This is a genomic window from Alloalcanivorax venustensis (assembly GCF_047495515.1).
Taxonomy (GTDB): domain Bacteria; phylum Pseudomonadota; class Gammaproteobacteria; order Pseudomonadales; family Alcanivoracaceae; genus Alloalcanivorax; species Alloalcanivorax venustensis.
Window position 1 is genome coordinate 1,354,253 of record NZ_CP179934.1, and the last position, 21,207, is coordinate 1,375,459.

The window sequence follows — 21,207 nt, forward strand, 5'->3', positions numbered from 1 at the left end:
GCTTCCGTTATAGGTTGGCCAGGAGGTCCTGTCAAATTAGATTATAAGCTTATTCCTAAAAGGTATATGTCGTCAGCATCAGAATGATTCCAGCAAACCGCGCGCCCGGCGGCCCCGGCCCAGCACCACGAATGCCAGCGCCAGCAGCAGGGTAGGCCAGACGCCGGCCAGCATGAACGGGGTCTCGCCCCGGCGCGGCTGGTACTCGGCGACCAGCACGTCGCGCTCGAACTGGGGCAGCCGGTCGACCACCTTGCCGCGGTGGTCGACCACCGCGGTGATGCCGTTATTGGTGCCGCGCAGCAGCCAGCGGCCGGTTTCCAGGGCCCGCAGCCGGGTCATCTGGAAGTGCTGGTGGGGCCCCGCCGAGGTGCCGAACCAGGCGTCGTTGCTGATCGTCAGCAGCACGTCGGCGCCGCCGGTACGGCTCGCCACCAGCTCCGGGTAAAGGATCTCGTAGCAGATGAAGGGCGCGATCTCATGGCCCAGGGCATACAGATTGGGCTGGCGCGGACTGCCCGGCGTGAAGCTGGACATGGGCAGGTCGAAAAACGGGATCAGCCCGCGAATCAGACCCTGCAGCGGCACGTACTCGCCGAACGGCACCAGCTTCTGCTTGTGGTAGACGCCGTCATCGCTGTCCGTGCCCACCACCGCGATGCTGTTGTGGTAGGTGGTCGGGGAGCGGCTTTCATCGCGCCACGGCAGGCCGCTGATTAGCGCGCCGCCTTTGGCCGCCACCGCTTCGCCCTGGTCGTCCACGAAGTCGTCGATGTCCTGGTAGAACTCGATCATCGCCGATTCCGGCCACACCACCAGGGTGCCCTCCGGCAGGCCCTCGGTAAGGCCGGCGTAGATCTCGCGGGTTTCCTTGCGCATGGTGGCCAGCCATTTCAGGTCCTGGGGCACATTGCCCTGCACCAGCGCCACCTGCTGCCGCTCGCCCTCGGCATGGGTAAAGCTGAACTGGCCGCCCACCACCCCGGCCACGATCAGCGCCAGGGACAACACCAGCGGCCCGGTGCCCCGGCCCCGGCGCAGCACCAGTTCCACGGCGGTCACCGGCAGAATCACCGCGGCCAGGGTCATCAGCCAGATGCCGCCCAGCGGCGCCAGCCCGGCCAGCGGCGTGTCGATCAGCGCGTAGCCGCCGTACAGCCAGGGGAAGCCGGTGAGCAGCCAGCCACGCAACCAGTCCGCCAGCACCCAGGCGCCGGCGAACATCAGGCCGCCGCCGCCGAACCGGCGGGTCAGCCAGAACGCCAGGCCGTAGAACAACGCCAGCAGCGCGGCGAAGGCGGCGGTGGCCGGCACCGCCATCCACAGCGGCATATAGCCGTAGTCGGTCATCGACACCTGCAGCCAGGCCACGCCGAACCCGAACATGCCCAGGCCATAGACCCAGCCGCCCAGCAGCGCCGCCTTGGCGGACCCGGCGCTGGCCTGCACCCAGTAGGCCAGCGCCACGCTGACCAGCAGCAACGGCCACAGACCGTAGGGAGCGAACGCCAAGGGGAACAGCAGGCCGGCGATCAGGGCCAGAAATAGATTGCGCATAAGCAGGATCACGATTGCAAAAAGACAAAAGGAGGCCGGGTAGGCGAAGCCTTGTTATACGCAAGTTAGCGCCGGCAATCCATGGCACGCGCCGCCCCGGCGGGGTGGCGCGCGCCAAACCGGCTTCAAGGCTGCTGGCTGAGCCGCCAGGTTTCCTGGCGCCAGAAGGGGATGTCACCGAAATCCCCGTGCGACGACGGCGGAGCGCCGACCTGACGATCAAACGCCTTGAACACCAGATCGCCACGGCTGTGGCGGAGTGCCTGATCCACAATCTGGATCGAGGAGAGCACGTTGACCTCGGAGCCGAAGGTGCGTCGCAGTGCGTGCTCGGGTCGTTCGTGATGCTGGTCGATGGAAACCAATAACGAGCCGGTGGGGATAATGCCGCCGTAATGCATCTCGGAGACTTCCGCCACGCGGTTGAGGGTAAGGTTATAAAAGTTTACCGGCGTTTCCCCGGTCCGGGGCGCATCGGCCAGAATCGGCGCCAGGGCGTTGAGGCTGTCCTCGATGCTGGCGGCGGCGGCCATGTAGACCAGGTTATCGATCAGGTCCGTGGCGGCCCACTGGTCCCGGAAACGCTCCAGTGCGCGGTTGATCACCAGGGTCCCCATGCTGTGCCCGACCAGCGTGAGATCGGGTTGGGCGCCGGGTCGGGACCGGGCGTGGGCCAGCAGCATGGTAAACAGGTGCCCGCCGGGCACCGGCTTCAGATCACGGGGCTGCCAGCGTCCGTCGAAGTCCGAAGCGGGGAAGAACTGGGTCTGGGTGCGGCGTTTCATGACGTCCCAGGCGGAGGCGGAAACCGCGCTGTGCCAGAGGCTGCCCACGGTGTAACGCAGCGGAACGGTGGCAATCTGCGCGCTGCCCCGTCCGGTGCTGTTGAGAAAGCTGGTTTTATAGCGGCTCAGGTTGGCGGTCAGGCCGGACTGCTCGCCCTGGTAGCGAAGCGTGCCGGGATTGGCGCAGGCGTTTTCGCCGCAGAAATTATGGTTGGCGGTTTTCCAGCTGCCGGACAGGGCGCGCGATGGCATCAGCACGCCGCGGCTGGCGGCGCGGTCTTTTTCATTGCTGAGCTGGTAGTAGACCGTGGCCGGAAAGCGACCCAGGGTGGTGGCGATATCCGCGACCAGAATAAAGGGCGCGCTGGCGGCGCCGACCACGGCTCCGGCTTTTTTGCCTTCACGCAGCCGCAGAATATGTTCCCCCCAGGTGCTCAGCGCATCGGATTTCCAGGAAATGAAAATCGGGTAATGCCAGTCCTGTGGGTCGTTCATGATCCGCCAGGCCAGGCCGTCGTGAACTTTCTGATCGCTGTGCTGGTAGCTGTTGAGGCCGCCGTGCACATAGACCAGCAGGCGGGGCCGGTCGCCGCCGTGATGCTCGGCGAGGCGGGTGGCTTCGCAAAGCATGTGCTGGAAGCCTTGCTGGGCCTGGGCTTGATCGAGTGGGCGGCCGGCCTGCTCCGGATCCACCATCAGACCGTCGGGGCTGACCCGGACAATGTGATCGTCGATGGCGCGGGTGCGGCGCAGAGGTCGGTTTGAGACGGAAGGGCAAGGCGGTGATGTGACTTTTTCCTGACCGGCTTCCGTTTCCCGGGCAACCGACATCTTGTTTTCCGCCGGCGGCGTGGCACAGCCGGCGAGCAACAGCAATAACAGTGAGGCAAGTCCTGAATAACGCATGGCGTCTCTCCTTGACGTTGGCCCGTTCGGCACGCCGAAGGAGCCACGTTGACGATGTTGTTATTAGTGGGCGAGGAGCCCATTTTACAATTGGAGAGAATAGCAGTCCGCCGCGCCGTTTCATCCCCCGAATGGGGCATAAGGCCCTGTCATGCCGGTGCGCGGCGTGGGGTCACGTCATCAGCCGTCGGTGGTTTCGCTGTCGCTGTCCGCGTCCAGCGGTGCCACCCGCAGCAGGCGGATGGTGCGGCCGTCGGCGCTGAGCACGGTGAAGCGCAGGTTGCCCATATCCACGGATTCTTCCCGCTGGGGCAGGTGGCCGAAGGCCTGCATCACCAGGCCGCCGATGGTGTCGAATTCATCGTCGCGGTACTGGGTTTTGAAGTGCTCGTTGAATTCATCGATGGGGGTGATCGCCTTCACCGTGAAGTCGTCGCCTTCCAGATCCTTGATCAGGTAGTCGTCGTCATCGATGTCGTGTTCGTCCTCGATTTCGCCGACGATCTGTTCCAGCACGTCCTCGATGGTCACCAGGCCGGCCACGCCGCCGTATTCGTTGACCACGATGGCCATGTGATTCTTGGTGATGCGGAATTCGCGCAGCAGCGAGTCCAGCCGCTTGGATTCCGGCACCACCATCGCCGAGCGCACGTGATCCTTGATCACGAAGCGCTCCATGCGCGCCGGCTCCAGGATCAGCGCCAGCAGGTCCTTGGCGAGCAGGATGCCGATGATCTCGTCCGGGTCGTCGCCGAGCACCGGGAAGCGGCTGTGGGCGCAGTCGATGATGGTGGGCAGAAAGTCGCGCGGGTCGTCGGAGGCGCGGATGCTGACCATCTGTGAGCGGGGAATCAGAATCTCGCGCACCTGCATCTCACTGACGCAGATGGCGCCTTCGATGATGCCCAGGGTGTCGCCGTCAATAATGTCGCTGTCGCGCATGGAGCGCATCAGGTCCAGCAGCTCGTCCCGGGACCCGGGGGTGGAGGTGAAGAACTGGCCGACGCGCTCCAGCCAACTTCGGCTGGTGCCATTATCGGAATAGTCGTCCGACATTAGAGATGCAACTCCTTGCTTGAATGGGAAACAGTGTAGGGATCGGGGTAACCCTGCTCGGCCAGGGCGCGGATTTCCAGGGCTTCCATCACGTCCGCGTCGTCATCGTCGATATGGTCAAAGCCGAGCAGGTGCAGCACGCCGTGGGTGACCATGTGCGCCCAGTGGGCGTCCAGCGGTTTGTGCTGTTCGGCGGCTTCGCGGCGCACCACCGGGGCGCTGATCACGATGTCGCCGAGCAGCGGCGCGCAGGCGTCCTCGGGCAGGCCTTCCGGCATTTCGAAAGGAAAGGACAGCACATTGGTGGGCTTGTCCTTGCCGCGGTACTCCCGGTTCAGGGTCTGGATTTCCGCGTCGTCCACCACCCGCAGGGTGATGTCGCCGACCACGCCGCCGGCCACCGCCACGGCTTTCACGGCCCAGGCGCGTAAGTCGGCTTCGTCGGGGGCGTCCGGGGCGTCGCTGGCCCACTGGACTTCAACGTTGGGGGTCGGTATCCCGCTCATGACGGTCGTAGGCCTCTACTATGCGTTGCACCAGCGGGTGGCGGACCACGTCGCGGCTGTCGAAACGGGTGACGCCGATTTCCTGTTCGCCGGCGAGCACCTCCAGGGCATTGACCAGCCCGGATTTCTGATGGCGCGGCAGGTCCACCTGGGTGACGTCGCCGGTGATCACCGCCTTGGAGCCGAAGCCGATGCGGGTCAGGAACATCTTCATCTGTTCCGGGGTGGTGTTCTGCGCCTCGTCGAGGATCACGAAACTGTTGTTGAGCGTGCGCCCGCGCATGTAGGCCAGGGGCGCCACTTCGATCACCAGCCGGTCCATCAGTTTGGCCACTTTCTCGAAGCCGAGCATTTCATAGAGGGCGTCGTAGAGCGGCCGCAGGTAGGGGTCGATCTTTTCCGCCAGGTCGCCGGGCAGGAAGCCCAGCTTCTCGCCGGCCTCCACCGCCGGGCGCACCAGCAGAATGCGCTGCACCTCGGACTTCTCCAGGGCGTCCACCGCGCAGGCCACCGCCAGCCAGGTCTTGCCGGTGCCGGCCGGGCCGATGCCGAAATTGATGTCGAAGCGGCGGATCGTTTTCACGTACTCGCGCTGGTGACCGCCGCGCGGCTTGATGCGCACGCGCTTGGTGCGGATCACCACGTCGTCGCTGGGGAACGCCACCGTGTTGTCGACTTTCTCGGACAGCTCGGACTGCTGCAGATGCAGGTGCACCATTTCCGGGGTCAGGTCCTCGGTGTCGGCGGTCTGGGCGTAGAGGTCGTTGAGCACCGTGGAGGCGGCCTGCACCGCCCGCGAGTCGCCGGACAGATGAAACAGGTTGCCGCGGTTGCGGATATCCACCTGCAGGCGGTCGGCGATCTGCTTGATATGCTCGTCGAGACGGCCGCACAGGCTGGCCAGACGGCGGGAGTCGTAGGGTTCAAGACTGACTTGCTGGGAAGCGGCTGGTGTGTCCAAGTTGGGAGAGATGGCCCCTGGGGCAGTTGGCGATGAATTCAGAATACTCTCAAGGGCCCCGCTGGGGAACCCTCTCAGCCGGCACTCTAGCCCGGCCCCCGGCGTCGGGGCAAGCGCCGTGGCCGGGTTGTCGGACAGCGCCGCTCAGGCGGGCGCCACGCGCGGGCCCAGATCGCCGTCGCAGGTCACCGTCTGCAGGCTGCGCGGCAGCAGGTAAAGGGTGTCGTCGCGGCCCGGCGCCAGGGCCGCCCAGGTGTCCCGGTCCAGCTCCACTTCCAGCACGCCGGCGCCCCAGCCGCGCGGCTCCAGCTCCAGGGTGACGGTGCCGCCGAACACGCTGCGCGCCGCCAGTTTCACCGGCAGGTGGGCGTGCTCGACCGGGGCCTTGGCCAGGGTCGCCTCGTGGGGGCGCAGGTACAGGGTCAGGGCGCCGTCCGGGCAGGCGCCGTGGGTGTCCAGGCGCAGGCGCGCCTCGCCGGACTGCCAGACGGCGCCGTCGTAGAGGCCCTCCAGGGCGTTGATATGGCCCAGGAAGTCGAACACGAAGCGGCTGGCCGGCTGTTCGTAGACGGTCAGCGGGCTGCCGATCTGCTCGATATGCCCCTGGCTCATCACCACCACCTGGTCGGACACTTCCATGGCCTCTTCCTGGTCGTGGGTGACGAAGATGCTGGTTACCGAAATCTGCTCATGCAGGTGGCGCAGCCAGCGGCGCAGCTCCTTGCGCACCTTGGCGTCCAGGGCGCCGAAGGGCTCGTCGAGCAGCAGCACCTCCGGTTCCAGGGCCAGGGCGCGGGCCAGCGCCACGCGCTGCTTCTGGCCGCCGGACAGCTGCGCCGGGTAGCGCCCGGCCATGGTGTCCATCTGCACCAGTTCCAGCAGCTCACGAACCCGGGCGCGCACCGCGTCGCGGCCGGGGCGCTCGCCGCGCGGCAGCATGCGCAGCCCGAAGGCGACGTTGTCGGCCACGGTCAGGTGGCGGAACAGGGCGTACTGCTGGAATACGAAGCCCACCTTGCGGCGGCGCACGTCCAGGGTGGTGACGTCGCGCTCGTTGAACAGCACCCGGCCCCGGTCCGGTTTTTCCAGGCCGGCGATAATGCGCAACAGGGTGGTCTTGCCGGAGCCGGACGGGCCCAGCAGGCCCACCAGCTCGCCCTGGGGCACGTTCAGGGAAATGTCATCCAGTGCGGCGAAGCCGCCGAACGTCTTGCGGATGCCGTCAACGCGGATGCTCATGTCAGGGTCTCCTCGGCGGCGTTCAGTTTGCTGCTCTGGCGCCATTCCAGCACGGTTTTCAGAAGCAGGGTGACCAGCGCCATGGCCCCCAGCAGGCCGGCGGCGGTGAAGGCGCCCACGGTGTTGTAGTCCTCGTTGAGCATCTGGATCAGCAGCGGCAGGGTCAGCGTCTCGCCGCGGATCAGGCCGGACACCACGCTCACCGCGCCGAATTCACCCACCGCCCGGGCGTTGGTGAGCACCACGCCGTACAGCAGCGCCCAGCGGATTCTCGGCAGTGTCACGTACCAGAACGCCTGCCAGCCGGAGGCGCCCAGCAGGATCGCCGCTTCCTCTTCCTCGGTGCCCTGGGACTGCATCAGCGGAATCAGCACCCGGGCCACGTAGGGGCAGGTCACGAACACGGTGACCATCACCATGCCCGGCAGCGCGAACATCAACTGCACGTCGAAACGGTCGTCCAGCCACTGCCCGACCAGGCCCTGGCCGCCGTACACCACCAGATAGCAGAGGCCGGCGACCACCGGCGACATGGCGAACGGAATGTCGATCAGGGTGCTGAGCAGCTTGCGGCCGCGGAACTCGTAGCGGGTCACGCACCAGGCCAGCAGCACGCCGAACACCAGATTCACCGGCACCGTGATCAGCGCCACGATCACGGTGAGCTGGATGGCGCCGATCATGTCGTCGCTGGTCAGGTTGTCCACCACCATGCCGGCGCCCTGGGCGAAGGCCTCGGCGAAGATCACCACCAGCGGCAACACCAGCAACACCACCACGGCGGCGAACGCGGCGGCGACCAGCGTCCATTGGTGCCATTTGTGGGGCCGGTTTGCGGAGGACATGGGTGGCGGGCTCCTTACGGTGTTTGTGGGAGGTGATGATTCTATATTCCGGAACGGCAAAATAAAGCGCTCATTTATATCCTTTCGCCATGCCGTTAGATCGCGGGACTCTCCCGGCGCGTACAAATCGTTACGTTTCGCTACATCCGGGCCGTCCCGGGGCGGGTATCCCCTTACGGGATCTCGATTCCCGGTTCGGGCGACCTCCGGCCGCCCCCTTCATGATGAAGCAAGGAGAGAGAGCATGAACTTGAATACCAATGGTCTTTACTGGCTGTCGCCGCTGGCGCTGGCCGTGACCCTGGCCGCCTGCGGTGGCAACGGCGGCAGCAGTTTCGTCCCGGATAACAACAACGGCGGCAATCAGGATTCGCCCCTGCTGGTGATGCACAACGGCGGCGGCAGCGTCGGCCAGATCGACCAGCTCGACAGCGGTCTGCGCGTTCAGTCCACCTTCAACGCCGACGCCAACGAAGGCATCGTGCTGGATCTGCTCGGTAACGTGCACGCCGCCGACGACACCGCGGTGCCCAGCAGCGTACAGACCCTGCACAAACTTCTCGACCGCCAGGACGGCGCCTCCCCGGTGGCCACCCTGGACCGCTCCTTCACCGCCACCGGCTCGTCCAACCTGAAAGGCGTGGCGATCGCCCATGAGGCCGGCCTGATCATGGCCGCCAACATCAACGGCAACAGCATCGAGATTTACGGCACCACCGCCGGCGCCGGCGCCACGCCGCTGGCCTCCACGGCCTTGGCCGGCGACGCCTGGGATCTGGCCTACGACGAAGACGCCGACCGGGTGTTCCTGGCCATGACCAACGGCACCATCCTGGTCGCCGACGACTATGTGGCGAACGGCTTCAGCGTGGCCGGCGCCCGTGTCATCACCCCGGACAGTGCCGGCATGACCTCCAACATGCACGGCATCGGCTACGACGCCGACAGCGACACCCTGGTGGTCACCGACGTGGGTGACGCCGCCATCGCCGACGACGGCCGCCTGTACGTGATCGAAAACGCCTCCACCGCCAACGGCACCGTGACCCCGGCCCGCACCGTCAACGGCCCGGACACCATGCTGGGTAACCCGGTGGACCTGGTGCTCGACGGCAGCACCGCCTACATCGCGGAAAAATCCAACGACGCCATCCTGGTTTACCGCAGCGTGTTCAGCGGTCCGTCCGGCGACGTGGCTCCGGACAAGACGGTGGACAGCGTCAAGCCCGAGTCCCTGGCCGTGATCATGGACAGCCCGGTGCAGCCCGACCTGTCCGACCTGGAAGACACTTCCGTGACCATCAACGGCGTCATGGTGACCCGCAACCCGGACCCGGATAACGCCGACCCGGACGTGCTGGTCTATGACACCGACCTCACCGCCCAGAGCCGCGACTTCTCCGTCGGCCAGCCGGTGGAAAGCATCAGCGTCAACCAGACCGGCGACGCCTACGCCACCTACGACAGCGGCATCGCCGTGCTCAACCGGGTGGGCGTGGGCCGCGACGGTGAAAGCTTCAACATGAGCCGCGACCGTCTGATTTCCGGCGCCAACACCGGCCTGTCGGCGCCCAAGGGCTTTGATATCGCCGACGAGCTGGGCTGGGTGCTGGTCACCGAAAACAGCGCGCCGGGTTCCGTGCGCGTGTTCGGCGCCCAGGCCGACGGCGATGTGGCCCCGATCTTCAGCATCGACCTCACCGTGCAGCCCTGGGATCTGGACTACGACCCCGAAGGTGACCGCCTGTACGTGGCGCTTACCGACGGCACCGTGGCGGTTTATGACGATCTGAGCACCGACCGTGGCGCCGGCGGCGCCGACCGCACCATCGTCCCCGGGGAAGGCGGCAACGCCTTCGCGGCACCCACCAACCTGCACGGCATCGTGCACGTGGCGGACGGCGACAAGCTGATCCTGTCCGACGTGGGCAGCGGCGCCAACCCCACCGACGGCAAGCTGTACGTGTTGGATAACGCCTCCAGCGCCGACGGCATCACCAACGTGGCGGTGCGCATCGACGACGAGGACAACAACGCGGTCGGCAACACCATGCTCGGCAACCCGGTGGATATCGCCTTCGACGGCGCCAACCTCTATGTGGCTGAAAAGTCCCAGGGCATGGTGCTGCGTTTCGATAACATCCTCAGCTCCGCCGGCGGCGACGTCAGCCCGGACGCTTCCATCGCCCAGGCGGCGCCGGAATCCGTGGTGCTGATCGCCGACTACCTGGGCCGCGCGCCCGAATAAGCTGTACGTAGCTCCAAGGGAGCCGCCTTTGCGGCGGCTCCCTTCCAGGAGTGAGCAACAAAGCGTTCTACGAAGTCAGTTTTGTGGGAGCTTGCCTGCAAGCGAAAGGCCGGCAAAGCCGGCCGGCAGGATGCCAGAGGCGTTGTTGGTGCCTGTGTTAGACCGGTCTCTGGAATCCTGCCGGGAGCTTCGCTCCCTTTCGCGGGCGGGGCCCGCTCCCACAGGCCCGCTCCTACAAAACTGGCTTTGCAGCCGACATTGACACGGTCTTCTCGCGGCGCGATGGACCATCGCGTTTTATTCACATCGCGCCGGACATCCCATGGACGAGTCGAATCACCAACTGGAGCAAGCCACGGTTTTACTGCTGGCCTGTGCCCGAGGCGACGCCAAGGCGTTTCAACGGCTGTACCGTTTGGAGGCGCCACGGATGCTGGCGCTGGCGCGCCGGCTCAGCGGCGACCCGGAGCTGGCGGAAGAGGCGCTGCAGGATACGTTCGTGCAGGTGTGGCGTAACGCCGTCCGGTTTCATCCCGAAAAGGGCAGCGCCCGGGCCTGGTTGTACGCGCTGCTGCGCTATCGGCTGATCAATCAGCACCGCCGGGCGAAACGTGACGACGCCCAGGCGCTGCCGGGGGACGACTGGCCGGATCCCGGGCCCAACCCGGAGCAGTGCTCGATGCAGTCCGACCAGCGGCGCGCCATGCAGGAGTGCCTGCGCGGTTTGCAGGGCGACCGGCGCCGGCCGATATTGATGGCGTTCTATCAGGGTTTCACCTATGAGCAGATCGCCGAAACATTAGCGGTGCCCCTGGGCACCATCAAAAGCCGGGTTCGCACCGGGCTTAAAGGGCTTCAGGAGTGTCTGCGGCTATGATTCCCGATAACCAGGAAGAACAGCGTCTGCTGATCGCCGAGTATGTCCTCGGTCTGCACCGTGGCGAGCAGGCGGTGGAGATCGAGCGCTGGTTGGCGGAAGACGAGCAGGCCGCGCGGCAGGCGGCGTACTGGCGCGAACACTGGGTGGGCGCCGCCGAGCTGCTGGAGCCGGCGCGTCTGCCGCCCGGCCTGTGGCGGCGCCTGGCCCGCGAGACCGGCATCGCCGTGTCCTGGTGGCGCGGCCTGTGGCAGAGCACGCCCGCCTGGCGCTTCGCCAGCGCCGCCCTGCTGGTGGCCCTGGTGCTGGCGGTGGGCCCGCTGCGCCAGCCGGCCCCGGTGTACACCGTGGTGCTTCAGGCGCCGGGCGAAGCGGCCCAGCCGGGCTGGCGGATCACCGTGGCGGACAACGGCGACCTGCAACTGACGCCCCTGGCGCAGCAGACGGACTACCGCGCCGACCGCAGCGTGCAGTTCTGGACCCTGGAAAATAACGCCGAAGGCCCCCGCTCCCTGGGGCTGGTGGAGCCGGGCCGCAGCCTGGTGATCCCCGCCGAGCAGGTCGGCGGCGTGGAAAGCGGCCAGCTGTTCGAACTCACCCTGGAGCCGCCGGGCGGCTCACCGGAACCCCGGCCCACCGGCCCGGTGCTCTTTATCGGCCGCGCAGTCGCACTATAAAAAGCAGTTAACAGTTAAGAGTTAACAGTGAACAGTTAACAGTTAGGGGGGAGGCTGGTTGGCTTTCCCGCGGCCCGCGGCCCGCGGCCCGCGGCCCGCGGCCGGCACGGCCTGTTTTCGCGGGCACGGCGTCCACGCCCCACAGGCCCCTCCCGCGTAACTGTTAACTATTAACTATTCACTGTTAACTGTACTCAGCCGCCTTGCCAGCGGCGGATCAGCCGCCCCTGCACCATCTGGATGCCGAACAGCAGCACCAGGGAGGCGCCCAGGATCACCGAGGCCAGGGCGCTGGCGGCGGCGAAGTCGTACTCTTCCAGGCGGATGTTGACCAGCAGCGAGATGATCTCGGTTTCGAACGGCATGTTGCCGGCGATAAAGATCACCGCGCCGTACTCGCCCAGGCTGCGGGTAAACGCCAGGGCGGTGCCGGTGAGCAGCGCCGGCATCAACTGTGCCAGCACCACGCGGAAGAACGACGCCATGGGCGTGGCGCCCAGGGTGGCGGCCGCTTCTTCCACGTCCGGGGTCAGGTCTTCCAGCACCGGCTGTACCGCGCGCACCACGAACGGCAGGCTGGTGAAACTCATCGCGATCATGATGCCCAGCGGCGTGTAGGCCACCGGAATGCCGATCGCTTCGAACCACTGCCCCAGCCAGCCGTTGGCGGCGAACAGCGCCGACAGGGTGAGGCCGGCCACGGCGGTGGGCAGGGCGAAGGGCAGGTCCACCAGGGCGTCCATCACGCGGCGCCCGGGGAAGCGGTAGCGCACCAGCACCCAGGCCAGCAATAACCCCACCACCGCGTTGATGGCGCTGGCGCCGGCAGCGGCCAGCAGGGTGACCTTGAAACTGGCCAGGCTGCGCGGGTTGGTGATCACCGACCAGTAGCGGTCCCAGGTCATCTCGCTGACGTGCAGCACCAGCCCGGACAGCGGCACCAGGATCACCAGCGAAATAAACAGCACGCTCAGCGCGAAGCTGAGCGTGAAGCCGGGCAATACCGAGTGCCGGGTGCGCAGGATGGCCAAATCAGCGTCTCCGCGCCTGCGCCTGCAGTTCGTCGAGCACGCCGCCGGAGGCGAAGTGGGTGTCCTGGGCGTTCTGCCAGGAGCCGAAGTAGTCCTCCACCTTGAGCAGCTTCACCGGCGGGAACTGGTCTTCGGTGGCTTTCACCACTTCCGGGTGATGCACACGGTAGTTGAAGGTGGTCAGCAGCTCCTGGATCTCCTTGTCGTAGAGGTGTTCCAGGTAGGCGGTGGCCACCTCGCGGGTGCCGCGCTCGTCGACCACGTCGTCGACCACGCTGACCGGGAATTCCGCCAGTACCGAGGTCTTGGGCACCACCACCTCGTAGTCGCCGGTGCCGTACTCCTTGCGGATGTTGTTCACTTCCGACTCGAAGCTGATCAGCACGTCGCCGATCTCGCGCTCGGCGAAGGTGACGGTGGCGCTGCGGCCGCCGGAGTCGAACACCGCCACGTTGCCCAGGAAACGGGTCATGTAGTCGCGGATTTTTTGCTCGTCGCCGCCAAACTGCTCTTCCGCGGCCATCCAGGCGGCCAGATAGGTGTAGCGGCCGTTACCGGAGGTCTTGGGGTTGGGGAACACCACATCGACCCCGTCCTTGGCCAGATCGCCCCAGCCCTGGATGTCCTTGGGGTTGCCCTTGCGCACCAGGAAGGCGGTGGTGGAGTAGTACGGGCTGGCGTTGTTGGGCAGCCGCTGGTTCCAGTCCTCGGGAATCAGGTTGCCCTTCTCGTGCAGCACGTTGACATCGGTGACCTGGTTGAACGTCACCACGTCCGCTTCCAACCCCTGGAGGATGGCACGGGCCTGCTTGGACGAGCCGGAGTGGGACTGCTGAATGGTAATGTCCTTACCGGTCTGCGCTTTCCAGTAGGCCTGGAATTTCGGGTTATAGGTCTGAAACAGCTCACGGGCGACGTCGTAGGAGCTGTTCAGAATGGTTTGCTGGGCTGCGGCCACGGAAGTGGCGGCCAGCAGAATCAGAGAGAGCCAAACACGCATGTCCGTTATTCCTTAAACGTCGAAGCCAATGAGGCGACCTAGTTTATATAACCGAATGTTTAATGAAACAGGCCGCCTAGACTGATTTTGAATTTCAATATGAATATCAGGCCGTGACGGGCAAGCCGCCGCGCAGGGAGTTGGGCAGCGCCTCGACGATCTCCACGTCGACGAAATCACCGATCAGGTCGATGTCGTCGCAGGCGAAGTTGACCACCCGGTTGTTCTCGGTGCGGCCCTTGAGCTGGCCCGGATCCTTCTTGGAGAAGCCGTCCACCAGGATGCGCTGGGTGCTGCCCACCATCTTGCGGGAGATGTCCTGGGCGTTCTGGCTGAGGCGCTGCTGCAGGATGCGCAGGCGCTCCTTCTTCACCGCCAGCGGCACGTCGTCGGGCAGCTCCGCCGCCGGGGTGCCCGGGCGGGCGCTGTAGATAAAGCTGAACGAGGTGTCGAAGCCGATATCGCCGATCAGGTTCATGGTGGCCTCGAAGTCGGCGTCGGTTTCGCCGGGGAAGCCGATGATAAAGTCGGAGCTGTAGGAAATATCCGGGCGGATGCGGCGTAACTTGCGCAGCTTGGACTTGTACTCCAGCACCGTGTGGTTGCGCTTCATCATCGCCAGGATGCGGTCGGAGCCGGACTGCACCGGCAGGTGCAGATGGCTGACCAGCTCCGGCACTTCCTCGTACACCTGGATCAGGGCGTCGGAGAACTCCACCGGGTGGCTGGTGGTGTAGCGGATGCGGTCGATGCCGTCGATATCGCGGATCAGCAGAATCAGGTCGGCCAGATCCAGCGTCTCGCCGCCGGCGCCCTGGCCCCGGTAGGCGTTCACGTTCTGGCCCAGCAGGTTGATTTCGCGCACGCCCATGTCCGCCAGGTGGCGGATCTCATCCAGCACCGGCTGCACCGGGCGGCTCACTTCCTCGCCCCGGGTGTAGGGCACCACGCAGAAGGTGCAGTACTTGGAGCAGCCTTCCATGATCGACACGAAGGCGCTGGGGCCGTCCACGCTGGGCTCGGGCAGGTTGTCGAACTTTTCGATTTCCGGGAAGGTCACATCGATGGCCAGCGAGCGGGTGCTGGCCGCCTGGGTGATCAGGCCCGGCAGGCGGTGCAGGGTCTGGGGGCCGAACACCACGTCCACATAGGGGGCGCGCTCGCGGATCGCCTCGCCTTCCTGGCTGGCCACGCAGCCGCCGACGCCGATGATCAGCTCCGGGTTGCGCTCCTTGAGGCGCTTCCAGCGGCCCAGCTGGTGGAACACCTTCTCCTGCGCTTTTTCGCGGATCGAGCAGGTGTTGAGCAGCAGCACATCCGCGTCTTCCGGATTGTCCGTGGGTTCCAGATTGTGGGTGGACTCCAGCAGATCGACCATGCGGGTGGAGTCGTACTCGTTCATCTGGCAGCCGTGGGTCTGGATAAAGAGCTTGCGTGCCATGGATCGTGACCTCTGGGGCGGCGTTGCGCGCGGCCGGCCCTATCTGTTGGAAATGTGGCGGGCGCGAATTATACCGCCGCAAAGCGCCCCTGGACACCGGCGCGGCCGGGCGCGGCGAATCGCCGCGCCCGGCGGGCTGGGAGCGGCGGCCCCGAAACGCTATGATCGGCGCCGTTCGCGCCCCGGCGCGGTTTTCAAGGCGCGCGCGGCGCGCGGGAGAGAGGATGAAAACGAGGATTCGAATCGGGCTGGCGCTGCTGCTGGCGGCCCTGACCCTGGCCGGCTGCGGGGACGACCCGGGCAGCGATCTGCCGGTGAACACCCGCCTTGGCGGTGATTTCACACTCACCGATCACAATGGCGAGCCGTTCCGGCTGTCGTCCCTGGAAGGCCGGGTGGTGATTCTGTTCTTCGGCTACACCCACTGCCCGGACATCTGCCCGGCGGTGCTGGCGCGGGTGGCCCAGGCCTACCGCAATCTGGACGAGCAGGGCGACGCCGGGCCGGTGCAGCCGGTGTTCATCACCTTCGACCCGGAGCGGGACACCCCGGCCCATCTGCGCGAATACCTGCCTTGGTTCAAGGCCGACATCATCGGCCTCACCGGCAGCGTGGCCGAGATCGAGGCGGTGGCGGAGCAGTACGGGGTGGTATTCCTGAAGACGGACGGCCAGGATGAGGCCTACGACTTCACCCACAGTGATTATATTTACCTGCTGGATCGGCAGGGCCGGGTGCGCAAGCTCTACCCGGCGGATTTCGACATCGACGAGGTGGTCAATGATGTTCAAAGCCTTCTTTAAGCCCGTGGCCCTGGCGGCCCTGCTGGCGCTGTCGGCGACGCCGGCCGCCGCCGGCGATCTGGAAATCAGCGGCGCCTGGTTGCGCGCGGTGCCGCCGGTGTCGCCGACCATGGCCGGCTATTTCGAGCTCCGCAATCGCGGCGACCGGGTGGTGAAGCTGGAAGGCGCGGACGTGGACTTCGCCGGCGGCGCCATGCTGCACGACAGCCGCACCGGCGAGGACGGCCAGCGGCGTATGGTGCACCTGGACCGCGTCCGCCTGGATCCCGGCGACCGGGTGCGCTTCGCCCCCGGCGGCAAGCATCTGATGCTGATGAAGCTGAGCCAGGTGCCCGAGGCCGGCGAAAGCGTGGAGGTGTGCCTCACCTTCGCCAACCATGACGACCTCTGCACCGATTTCCCGGTGCGTCATAACGCCCCCTGAACGGGTGACCTCCGGTCGCGGCGCCGCGCTCTGGCTGCTGCTCGGCGCTCTCGCCGCCGGGCCGGCGGGCGCCGACTGCCGGGATCTGGCCGCGCCCCGGGCGGTGCCCACCGCCGCCGACGGGCAATGGAGCCTGGCCACCTTCAACCTCTGGCGCCTGCGCGACACCGAAAAGAACAGCCCCATCGACCGCCCCCTGGACGACGCCGTCTATCAGGCGCGCCTGGACGCCCTGGCCGGCTATATCGTCGACACCCTCAAGGCGCCGGTGCTGCTGGCGGTGCAGGAGGTGGAGAACATCGCCATCCTCGAGCAGCTCGCCGAGCGGGTCACCGCGCAAGGCGGGCCGCGTTACCGGGCGCGGCTGCTGGAAGGCCACGACCCGGCCGGCATGGATGTGGCACTGCTGCACCGGGCCCCGGCGCAAGTCGGCGGCGTCCGCGCCCTGTTCGCCGACCAGCGCTTCCGGGGCCAGCCGCTGTTCAGCCGCCCGCCGCTGGCGGTCTCCCTGACCGCGCCCCGCGAGCTGACCCTGGTGATCGTGCATCTGCGCAGCGCCAACGGCCTCGGCGAGAAACCCTGGGTGGCGGAGAAGCGGCGCCGCCAGGCGGCACGGCTGGCCGAGTGGTCCCGGGCCCGAAGCGACACCGCCCTGGCGGTGGTCGGCGACTTCAACAGCGCGCCGGACAGCGGCGCCTTCAGCGAGCCGCTGACGGTGATGGCGGCGAGCGGGCTCTATAACAGCTGGGACCGTGTGAAAAGCGCGGAGCGCTACAGTTACCGCCACCGTTGCCGGCCGCAGACGCTGGATTACGTCTGGTTGTCGGAGGCGCTCAAGGCGGAGTTACAGGGTGTGGCGGTGAGCCGGGGCAATGCCGGGCGCTACGATCGCCTTTACGGCAGTGACGGTAGCGAGGTGGTGTCCGACCATGATGGTCTGGTGACGTACTTTGAGTAGGCGGGGACTCGCGTAAAAAACACCGTGGGGCCTGCTTGCGTTTCCAGCGAGGACCAGGGAGGGCCCCACGGTGTGAAAATAAGGGGCGGGGGGAGAATCCCGCCCCGTGTTCTTGACGCTCTTAGAACGACAGGGCGTAGGTCACGACGAACAGGGTGTCGTCGTTGTCGTCCATGTTGCCGGCTTCGGAATCAACGATCTTGGAGACCGTGAACCCGAGTTCATCGGTAAGCGCGTAGCTCAGATCAACGTGGGTGTAGTTGCTGTCATCGGCTTCGAAGTCCCAGGTACCGACGGTGACGCCGTATTTGTCGTAGCTGTAACCCAGGGTGTAGTAGTTGTCTTCGTTGTCCACGGAATCGTCGCCGCGGCCGTAGTCACCCACACCGAAGTAACCCGCGGCGCTGAAGCCGGCGAAGCCCAGGTTGAGGATCACTTCCTGGAAATCGCGATATTCGTCCTGGGTGTAGGTGCTGGAGTTCGGATAGTTGTAGTCCACGTAGGCGATGTCGTAGCTGAAATCACCCAGGGAACCGGCGTAGCCGGCGTACAGGTCGTACTCGCTGCCGCCGATTTCAGAGCTGCCCCAGACACCGGCGTAAAGCCCCGTGCTGTGAGCATAGTCCAGGCTACCGAACACCTGGGCGTTACCCTCGGTCAGATCCACACCACGCCAGAAGTACATGTTGGAGACACCGGCGGTGCCGCTGATTTCGGCCACTGCGATGGAAGGAGCGGCCAGGCCTGCTGCCATGGTGGCGGCCACGCTGGCGGCCAGAACGGTCTTTTTGATCCCAGATACGTGTTTCATGTGCAACCCTCTTTGCAAATAACAAATGTTCTGTGGTTTGTGCGCTCCTGGCGCACCGGCCTGGGAGGCTCGTATCGGTATAAAGCAGGGAGCGTGCCAAAAATAAAAACCCCTGATTTTTCAGGGGTTTAGGGGGAGAGGCGAAAAGAGGGTCGGGGTAAAGCCGGTAAAGGGCCCGGCGGCTGTGCGCTGTTTTAGTGCCTTGCACCAAAACGGCGCTTTTATCAGGGGCAGTCCCAGTCCACCGGCACCGCGTCGGCCTGCACGCCTTCCTCGCCGCGTACTTCCAGGCCGCACTGGCCGGCCTCGTTGCGGGTAAAGTGGGCGAAGTAACGGGTATCCGCCTGAGCGTTGAACTGTACGGCCACCCGGCAGTGATTGCGGCGCATGTCGGTGTCGCGCTCGTTGTAGACCACGCCGATGCGGGTCTGGCCGTCGGCGGCCACCGTCACCGGTACCTGTTCGGCTTTTCTCATTGTTTTGAACAGCTCGTTAAAGGCATTGGTGTCCCAGGGCTTCACCGCCAGGGATATCTTGGTGTCCTTGAAGCCGCGGCCGGGCACGCACACCACTGGCTGGGCGGCCTCGTTGCCGGTGAACACCACGGCGGCGGTGTCCTCGCCGGTGGGTTCCTGGTAGTTGAGCATCTGGCAGCCCGCCAGCATCAGGGCGGGCAGGAGCAACAGCGTTTTTTTCATAATCGAAGGTCCTCTGAATGAATATCGCCAGTGTAGGGCTGCAAGAATAGGACCACCAGAGGACTAGGCCGGGTCGCCGCCGAACCAGTGGCGGATCGCCTCGCGGGTGAGCGCCTCCCGGCGGGGGCCGGTGGGCAGCCAGTTGCCGGCGTTGGCGGTGAGCGCGGTGAGAAATTCCAGCAGGGGCAGATGCTGGCGCAGCACCCGGTGGTGGCGGTGGCCGATCACCGGATTGAAGAAGCCGAAGAAATCCAGCATCTGGCGGGGGTTCTTGCGCACCCACAGCCAGGAGCCCATTTCCAGGGTGAACGGAAGGAACATCTTTTCCGGGTGGTGTTCGCGGGCGCGGTCGTAGAGATAGTCCCAGAGGTCGCCGTGGGTCGTGTAGTTCAAGGACTGGGGCTCGATCAGATAGGGGTGGTGGTGCGGGTAGGTGGCCTCCAGCACCTGCTTGAGCCGGTACACCTCGGCCAGGTGGGCGATCGGCTGGTGGGTGCGCGCGTAGCTGCACCAGATGCGGTCGCGCCGGCCGAAGCCGCTGTGGCAGTCCAGGCTCAGCGATACCGGCGCGCGCAGCAGCTTTTCTTCCACCACCCGGACCAGCGCCTGCGCTTCCGCTTCCATGGGGTCGCCGGCGCGGCCCCGGAACCAGGGCAGGTGCCGGCTGAGGCGCTGACCGCCGACCAGGAACGACACCCGGCCGTCGGCCTCCACCGGGGCGTTGCGCATCAGGTCGACGCCGTTGGGGTTGCTGCGGGTGCGCCGCCAGATGCCGCCCGGGTTGACCATCGGCATGAACACCAGGCGGATATGCTCCAGGCGCCGGTGCAGCTGGTCGTCCCACTGCAGGCGGTGAATCAGGCTGTGCAGCCAGGACAGAATCACCTGGGTGCCGATCCGCTCGACGCCGTGCACGCCGCCGAAGAAGCCGATCGCCGGGGCGCCGGCGGCCTGGCTGCCCATCTCGATCACCCGCACCGGCAGGCGCAGGTCGCCCTGCGGCACCGTCAGTACCTCGGTCACGCGCAGGTGCCGTTCCCCCAGGCGTATCAGGTTGTCCAGATGCAGTTGCTCGGGCAGGTGGCGTTGTAGCTGGTAGAGGTGTTGTTCCATAGGTCCGGCCGTCGTCGGAACGCCCAGACTAACCGCGCACTGTCACGGTTTTATGACAATCCGCCGACGCCGCGAAGGTCACGCAAGCGTGATCAAACTGTCAGCGCACTGTCACCCGGCCCGGTCAGGCTTGCTTCGAGCCTGGCCTGCGGACCGCTGCCGTGACCGATGTTCAAGACCTGAATCTGTTGACCCTGGAAACCGGCGATGTGCTGTTGTTTTCCGGGCGCGGGCCGGTCAGCTCGGTGATCCGTGTGTTCACCCGCAGCCCCTGGAGCCACATCGGTCTGGTGGTGCGGCTGCCCGGCTACCCCGAACCGCTGGTGCTGGAAGCCGCCGGCGGCGGCGATTCCGCCGACCTGCATCTGGGCCGGCCGGTGGCGGGCGTCACCCTGGTGCCCTTGGCGCGCAAGCTGGCCAACTACGCCGGTGACGTGGCGGTGCGCCGCCGCCTCGGTCCGCCGCTCAGCGAGGCCCGCCAGCGACTCGCCCGGCGCCTGGTGGCGCGCCTGCTGCACCGTCCCTATAAGAACTACCTCTGGTGCAACGTCCGGGACCTGCTCACCGGCTTCACCCGTGCGCCGGACCGGCGTGGCTGGTTCTGCTCGGAGCTGGTCGCCGAGTTCTACCGGCGGCTGGGCTGGCTGCCCCGGGATGTGCGGGTCAGCGGTTTCGTGCCCGGGCACTTCGGCTCCACCCGCCTGACCCTGCTCGACGGCACCCTGCTGCCGCCGCAATTCCTTAAACGGGGCCGGCGCGGGCCGGCCACCGAGCCGCCTAAAGCCAGCGCCGCACCCGTTGCCGATACGCTTGCCACTGCGCCCCGAACCGCTGCGCGTGAAAAGCTTCTTCCGCGGCGATCACGTGGCTATGCATAACCCACAGCACCGCCACCAGCATCAGCAGCATGCCCGGGCTGCCCAGGCTCAGCGCGCAGGCCAGATGCAGCAGCGCGAACGCCAGATAAATCGGATTACGGCTGAGCCGGAACACACCGCCGGTGATCAGCGTCCGGGCGGCGCGGTGCGGCATCACCGTGGTACGGGCGCGCGCCAATTGCAGCAGGGCAGTGAGCAACACCGCGATCGCGATCAGGGCCAGGGTGGCGGCAATGCCCTGGCGGCCGGTGAACGCCGGCAACGACCAGCTCAGCGCCTGATCCAGGCCGTAGCCGACCAGCAGGCCGCCCAGGTGGAGGAGGGGTGGCGGCATACGGATTTCGGGATGTTCCAATGGCATGACGATCTCTCGTTAATTCGTTGACGACTCTC

At 66.1% G+C, this 21,207-nt stretch carries 21 protein-coding genes; 7 read left to right on the forward strand and 14 right to left on the reverse strand.

Annotated elements, in window-relative coordinates:
• Nucleotides 1-78 precede the first annotated feature (78 nt).
• The 7 genes from lnt to cysW all read right to left on the reverse strand — a co-directional run bounded on the left by lnt (nucleotide 79) and on the right by cysW (nucleotide 7,855).
• On the reverse strand, nucleotides 79-1,557 hold the full coding sequence (gene lnt / locus ACMG4O_RS06460; protein ID WP_414434680.1) for an apolipoprotein N-acyltransferase: 1,479 nt from the start codon (nucleotides 1,555-1,557) through the stop codon (nucleotides 79-81).
• Between the two features lie 125 nt (nucleotides 1,558-1,682).
• On the reverse strand, nucleotides 1,683-3,248 hold the full coding sequence (locus tag ACMG4O_RS06465) for a hypothetical protein (RefSeq protein WP_414434681.1): 1,566 nt from the start codon (nucleotides 3,246-3,248) through the stop codon (nucleotides 1,683-1,685).
• Between the two features lie 180 nt (nucleotides 3,249-3,428).
• Complete coding sequence (locus tag ACMG4O_RS06470) at nucleotides 3,429-4,304, reverse strand: HlyC/CorC family transporter (protein WP_370203164.1); 876 nt, start codon at nucleotides 4,302-4,304, stop codon at nucleotides 3,429-3,431.
• On the reverse strand, nucleotides 4,304-4,810 hold the full coding sequence (gene ybeY / locus ACMG4O_RS06475; RefSeq protein WP_370185986.1) for an rRNA maturation RNase YbeY: 507 nt from the start codon (nucleotides 4,808-4,810) through the stop codon (nucleotides 4,304-4,306). The genes ACMG4O_RS06470 and ybeY overlap by 1 nt, the downstream gene beginning before the upstream one ends.
• The gene (locus ACMG4O_RS06480) at nucleotides 4,782-5,771 is read right to left on the reverse strand and encodes a PhoH family protein (RefSeq protein ID WP_142949556.1); all 990 of its coding nucleotides are present in this window, start codon (nucleotides 5,769-5,771) and stop codon (nucleotides 4,782-4,784) included. Before ACMG4O_RS06480 ends, ybeY begins: the two co-directional genes overlap by 29 nt.
• 144 nt (nucleotides 5,772-5,915) lie before the next feature.
• Nucleotides 5,916-7,010: a sulfate/molybdate ABC transporter ATP-binding protein gene (locus tag ACMG4O_RS06485; protein WP_142949555.1), complete on the reverse strand. Its 1,095-nt coding sequence runs from the start codon at nucleotides 7,008-7,010 to the stop codon at nucleotides 5,916-5,918.
• Complete coding sequence (cysW, locus tag ACMG4O_RS06490; protein ID WP_142949554.1) at nucleotides 7,007-7,855, reverse strand: sulfate ABC transporter permease subunit CysW; 849 nt, start codon at nucleotides 7,853-7,855, stop codon at nucleotides 7,007-7,009. The genes ACMG4O_RS06485 and cysW overlap by 4 nt, the downstream gene beginning before the upstream one ends.
• A 244-nt stretch (nucleotides 7,856-8,099) precedes the next feature.
• On the opposite strand from cysW, the gene ACMG4O_RS06495 reads away from it, so the two are divergent.
• From ACMG4O_RS06495 to ACMG4O_RS06505, 3 genes are all read left to right on the forward strand, one after another.
• Nucleotides 8,100-10,103, forward strand: a complete 2,004-nt coding sequence (locus ACMG4O_RS06495) for a hypothetical protein (RefSeq protein WP_414434682.1) — start codon at nucleotides 8,100-8,102, stop codon at nucleotides 10,101-10,103.
• Nucleotides 10,104-10,425: 322 nt separating this feature from the next.
• Nucleotides 10,426-10,980 carry an RNA polymerase sigma factor gene (locus tag ACMG4O_RS06500; RefSeq protein WP_414434683.1) on the forward strand — a complete coding sequence of 185 codons (555 nt, stop codon included), beginning with the start codon at nucleotides 10,426-10,428 and terminating at the stop codon, nucleotides 10,978-10,980.
• Nucleotides 10,977-11,657: an anti-sigma factor gene (locus ACMG4O_RS06505; RefSeq protein WP_370185994.1), complete on the forward strand. Its 681-nt coding sequence runs from the start codon at nucleotides 10,977-10,979 to the stop codon at nucleotides 11,655-11,657. Before ACMG4O_RS06500 ends, ACMG4O_RS06505 begins: the two co-directional genes overlap by 4 nt.
• Before the next feature lie 194 nt (nucleotides 11,658-11,851).
• Here ACMG4O_RS06505 and cysT read toward each other — a convergent pair whose 3' ends face one another.
• The 3 genes from cysT to miaB form a co-directional block, all read right to left on the reverse strand.
• Nucleotides 11,852-12,682, reverse strand: a complete 831-nt coding sequence (gene cysT / locus ACMG4O_RS06510; RefSeq protein WP_255442593.1) for a sulfate ABC transporter permease subunit CysT — start codon at nucleotides 12,680-12,682, stop codon at nucleotides 11,852-11,854.
• Nucleotides 12,683-12,689: 7 nt separating this feature from the next.
• Nucleotides 12,690-13,688 (reverse strand): thiosulfate ABC transporter substrate-binding protein CysP, encoded by a 999-nt coding sequence (gene cysP / locus ACMG4O_RS06515; protein WP_142949549.1) that lies wholly within the window; start codon nucleotides 13,686-13,688, stop codon nucleotides 12,690-12,692.
• 106 nt (nucleotides 13,689-13,794) lie between these two features.
• A complete protein-coding gene (miaB, locus tag ACMG4O_RS06520) occupies nucleotides 13,795-15,129 on the reverse strand; it encodes a tRNA (N6-isopentenyl adenosine(37)-C2)-methylthiotransferase MiaB (RefSeq protein WP_142949548.1) in 1,335 nt (444 codons plus the stop codon).
• A gap of 224 nt (nucleotides 15,130-15,353) precedes the next feature.
• On the opposite strand from miaB, the gene ACMG4O_RS06525 reads away from it, so the two are divergent.
• Genes ACMG4O_RS06525 through ACMG4O_RS06535 form a run of 3 tightly spaced genes read left to right on the forward strand, consistent with a single transcriptional unit; the run spans nucleotide 15,354 to nucleotide 17,314 of the window.
• Nucleotides 15,354-15,932: an SCO family protein gene (locus ACMG4O_RS06525; RefSeq protein ID WP_142949547.1), complete on the forward strand. Its 579-nt coding sequence runs from the start codon at nucleotides 15,354-15,356 to the stop codon at nucleotides 15,930-15,932.
• Nucleotides 15,910-16,356 (forward strand): copper chaperone PCu(A)C, encoded by a 447-nt coding sequence (locus ACMG4O_RS06530; protein WP_142949546.1) that lies wholly within the window; start codon nucleotides 15,910-15,912, stop codon nucleotides 16,354-16,356. Before ACMG4O_RS06525 ends, ACMG4O_RS06530 begins: the two co-directional genes overlap by 23 nt.
• 4 nt (nucleotides 16,357-16,360) lie before the next feature.
• On the forward strand, nucleotides 16,361-17,314 hold the full coding sequence (locus ACMG4O_RS06535; RefSeq protein WP_255442584.1) for an endonuclease/exonuclease/phosphatase family protein: 954 nt from the start codon (nucleotides 16,361-16,363) through the stop codon (nucleotides 17,312-17,314).
• A gap of 121 nt (nucleotides 17,315-17,435) precedes the next feature.
• Here the strand turns inward: ACMG4O_RS06535 and ACMG4O_RS06540 are convergent, their stop codons facing one another.
• From ACMG4O_RS06540 to ACMG4O_RS06550, 3 genes are all read right to left on the reverse strand, one after another.
• Nucleotides 17,436-18,125 (reverse strand): TorF family putative porin, encoded by a 690-nt coding sequence (locus ACMG4O_RS06540; RefSeq protein ID WP_142949544.1) that lies wholly within the window; start codon nucleotides 18,123-18,125, stop codon nucleotides 17,436-17,438.
• A gap of 224 nt (nucleotides 18,126-18,349) precedes the next feature.
• The gene (locus tag ACMG4O_RS06545; RefSeq protein ID WP_370212095.1) at nucleotides 18,350-18,823 is read right to left on the reverse strand and encodes a hypothetical protein; all 474 of its coding nucleotides are present in this window, start codon (nucleotides 18,821-18,823) and stop codon (nucleotides 18,350-18,352) included.
• A gap of 63 nt (nucleotides 18,824-18,886) precedes the next feature.
• Nucleotides 18,887-19,936 (reverse strand): M14 family zinc carboxypeptidase, encoded by a 1,050-nt coding sequence (locus tag ACMG4O_RS06550; RefSeq protein WP_414434684.1) that lies wholly within the window; start codon nucleotides 19,934-19,936, stop codon nucleotides 18,887-18,889.
• Between the two features lie 161 nt (nucleotides 19,937-20,097).
• Between ACMG4O_RS06550 and ACMG4O_RS06555 the strand changes: the two genes are divergently transcribed.
• The gene (locus tag ACMG4O_RS06555; protein ID WP_414434685.1) at nucleotides 20,098-20,814 is read left to right on the forward strand and encodes a hypothetical protein; all 717 of its coding nucleotides are present in this window, start codon (nucleotides 20,098-20,100) and stop codon (nucleotides 20,812-20,814) included.
• Here the strand turns inward: ACMG4O_RS06555 and ACMG4O_RS06560 are convergent.
• Nucleotides 20,714-21,175 (reverse strand): methyltransferase family protein, encoded by a 462-nt coding sequence (locus ACMG4O_RS06560; RefSeq protein WP_414434686.1) that lies wholly within the window; start codon nucleotides 21,173-21,175, stop codon nucleotides 20,714-20,716. The two genes, ACMG4O_RS06555 and ACMG4O_RS06560, sit on opposite strands and share 101 nt — an antisense overlap.
• Nucleotides 21,176-21,207 lie beyond the last annotated feature (32 nt).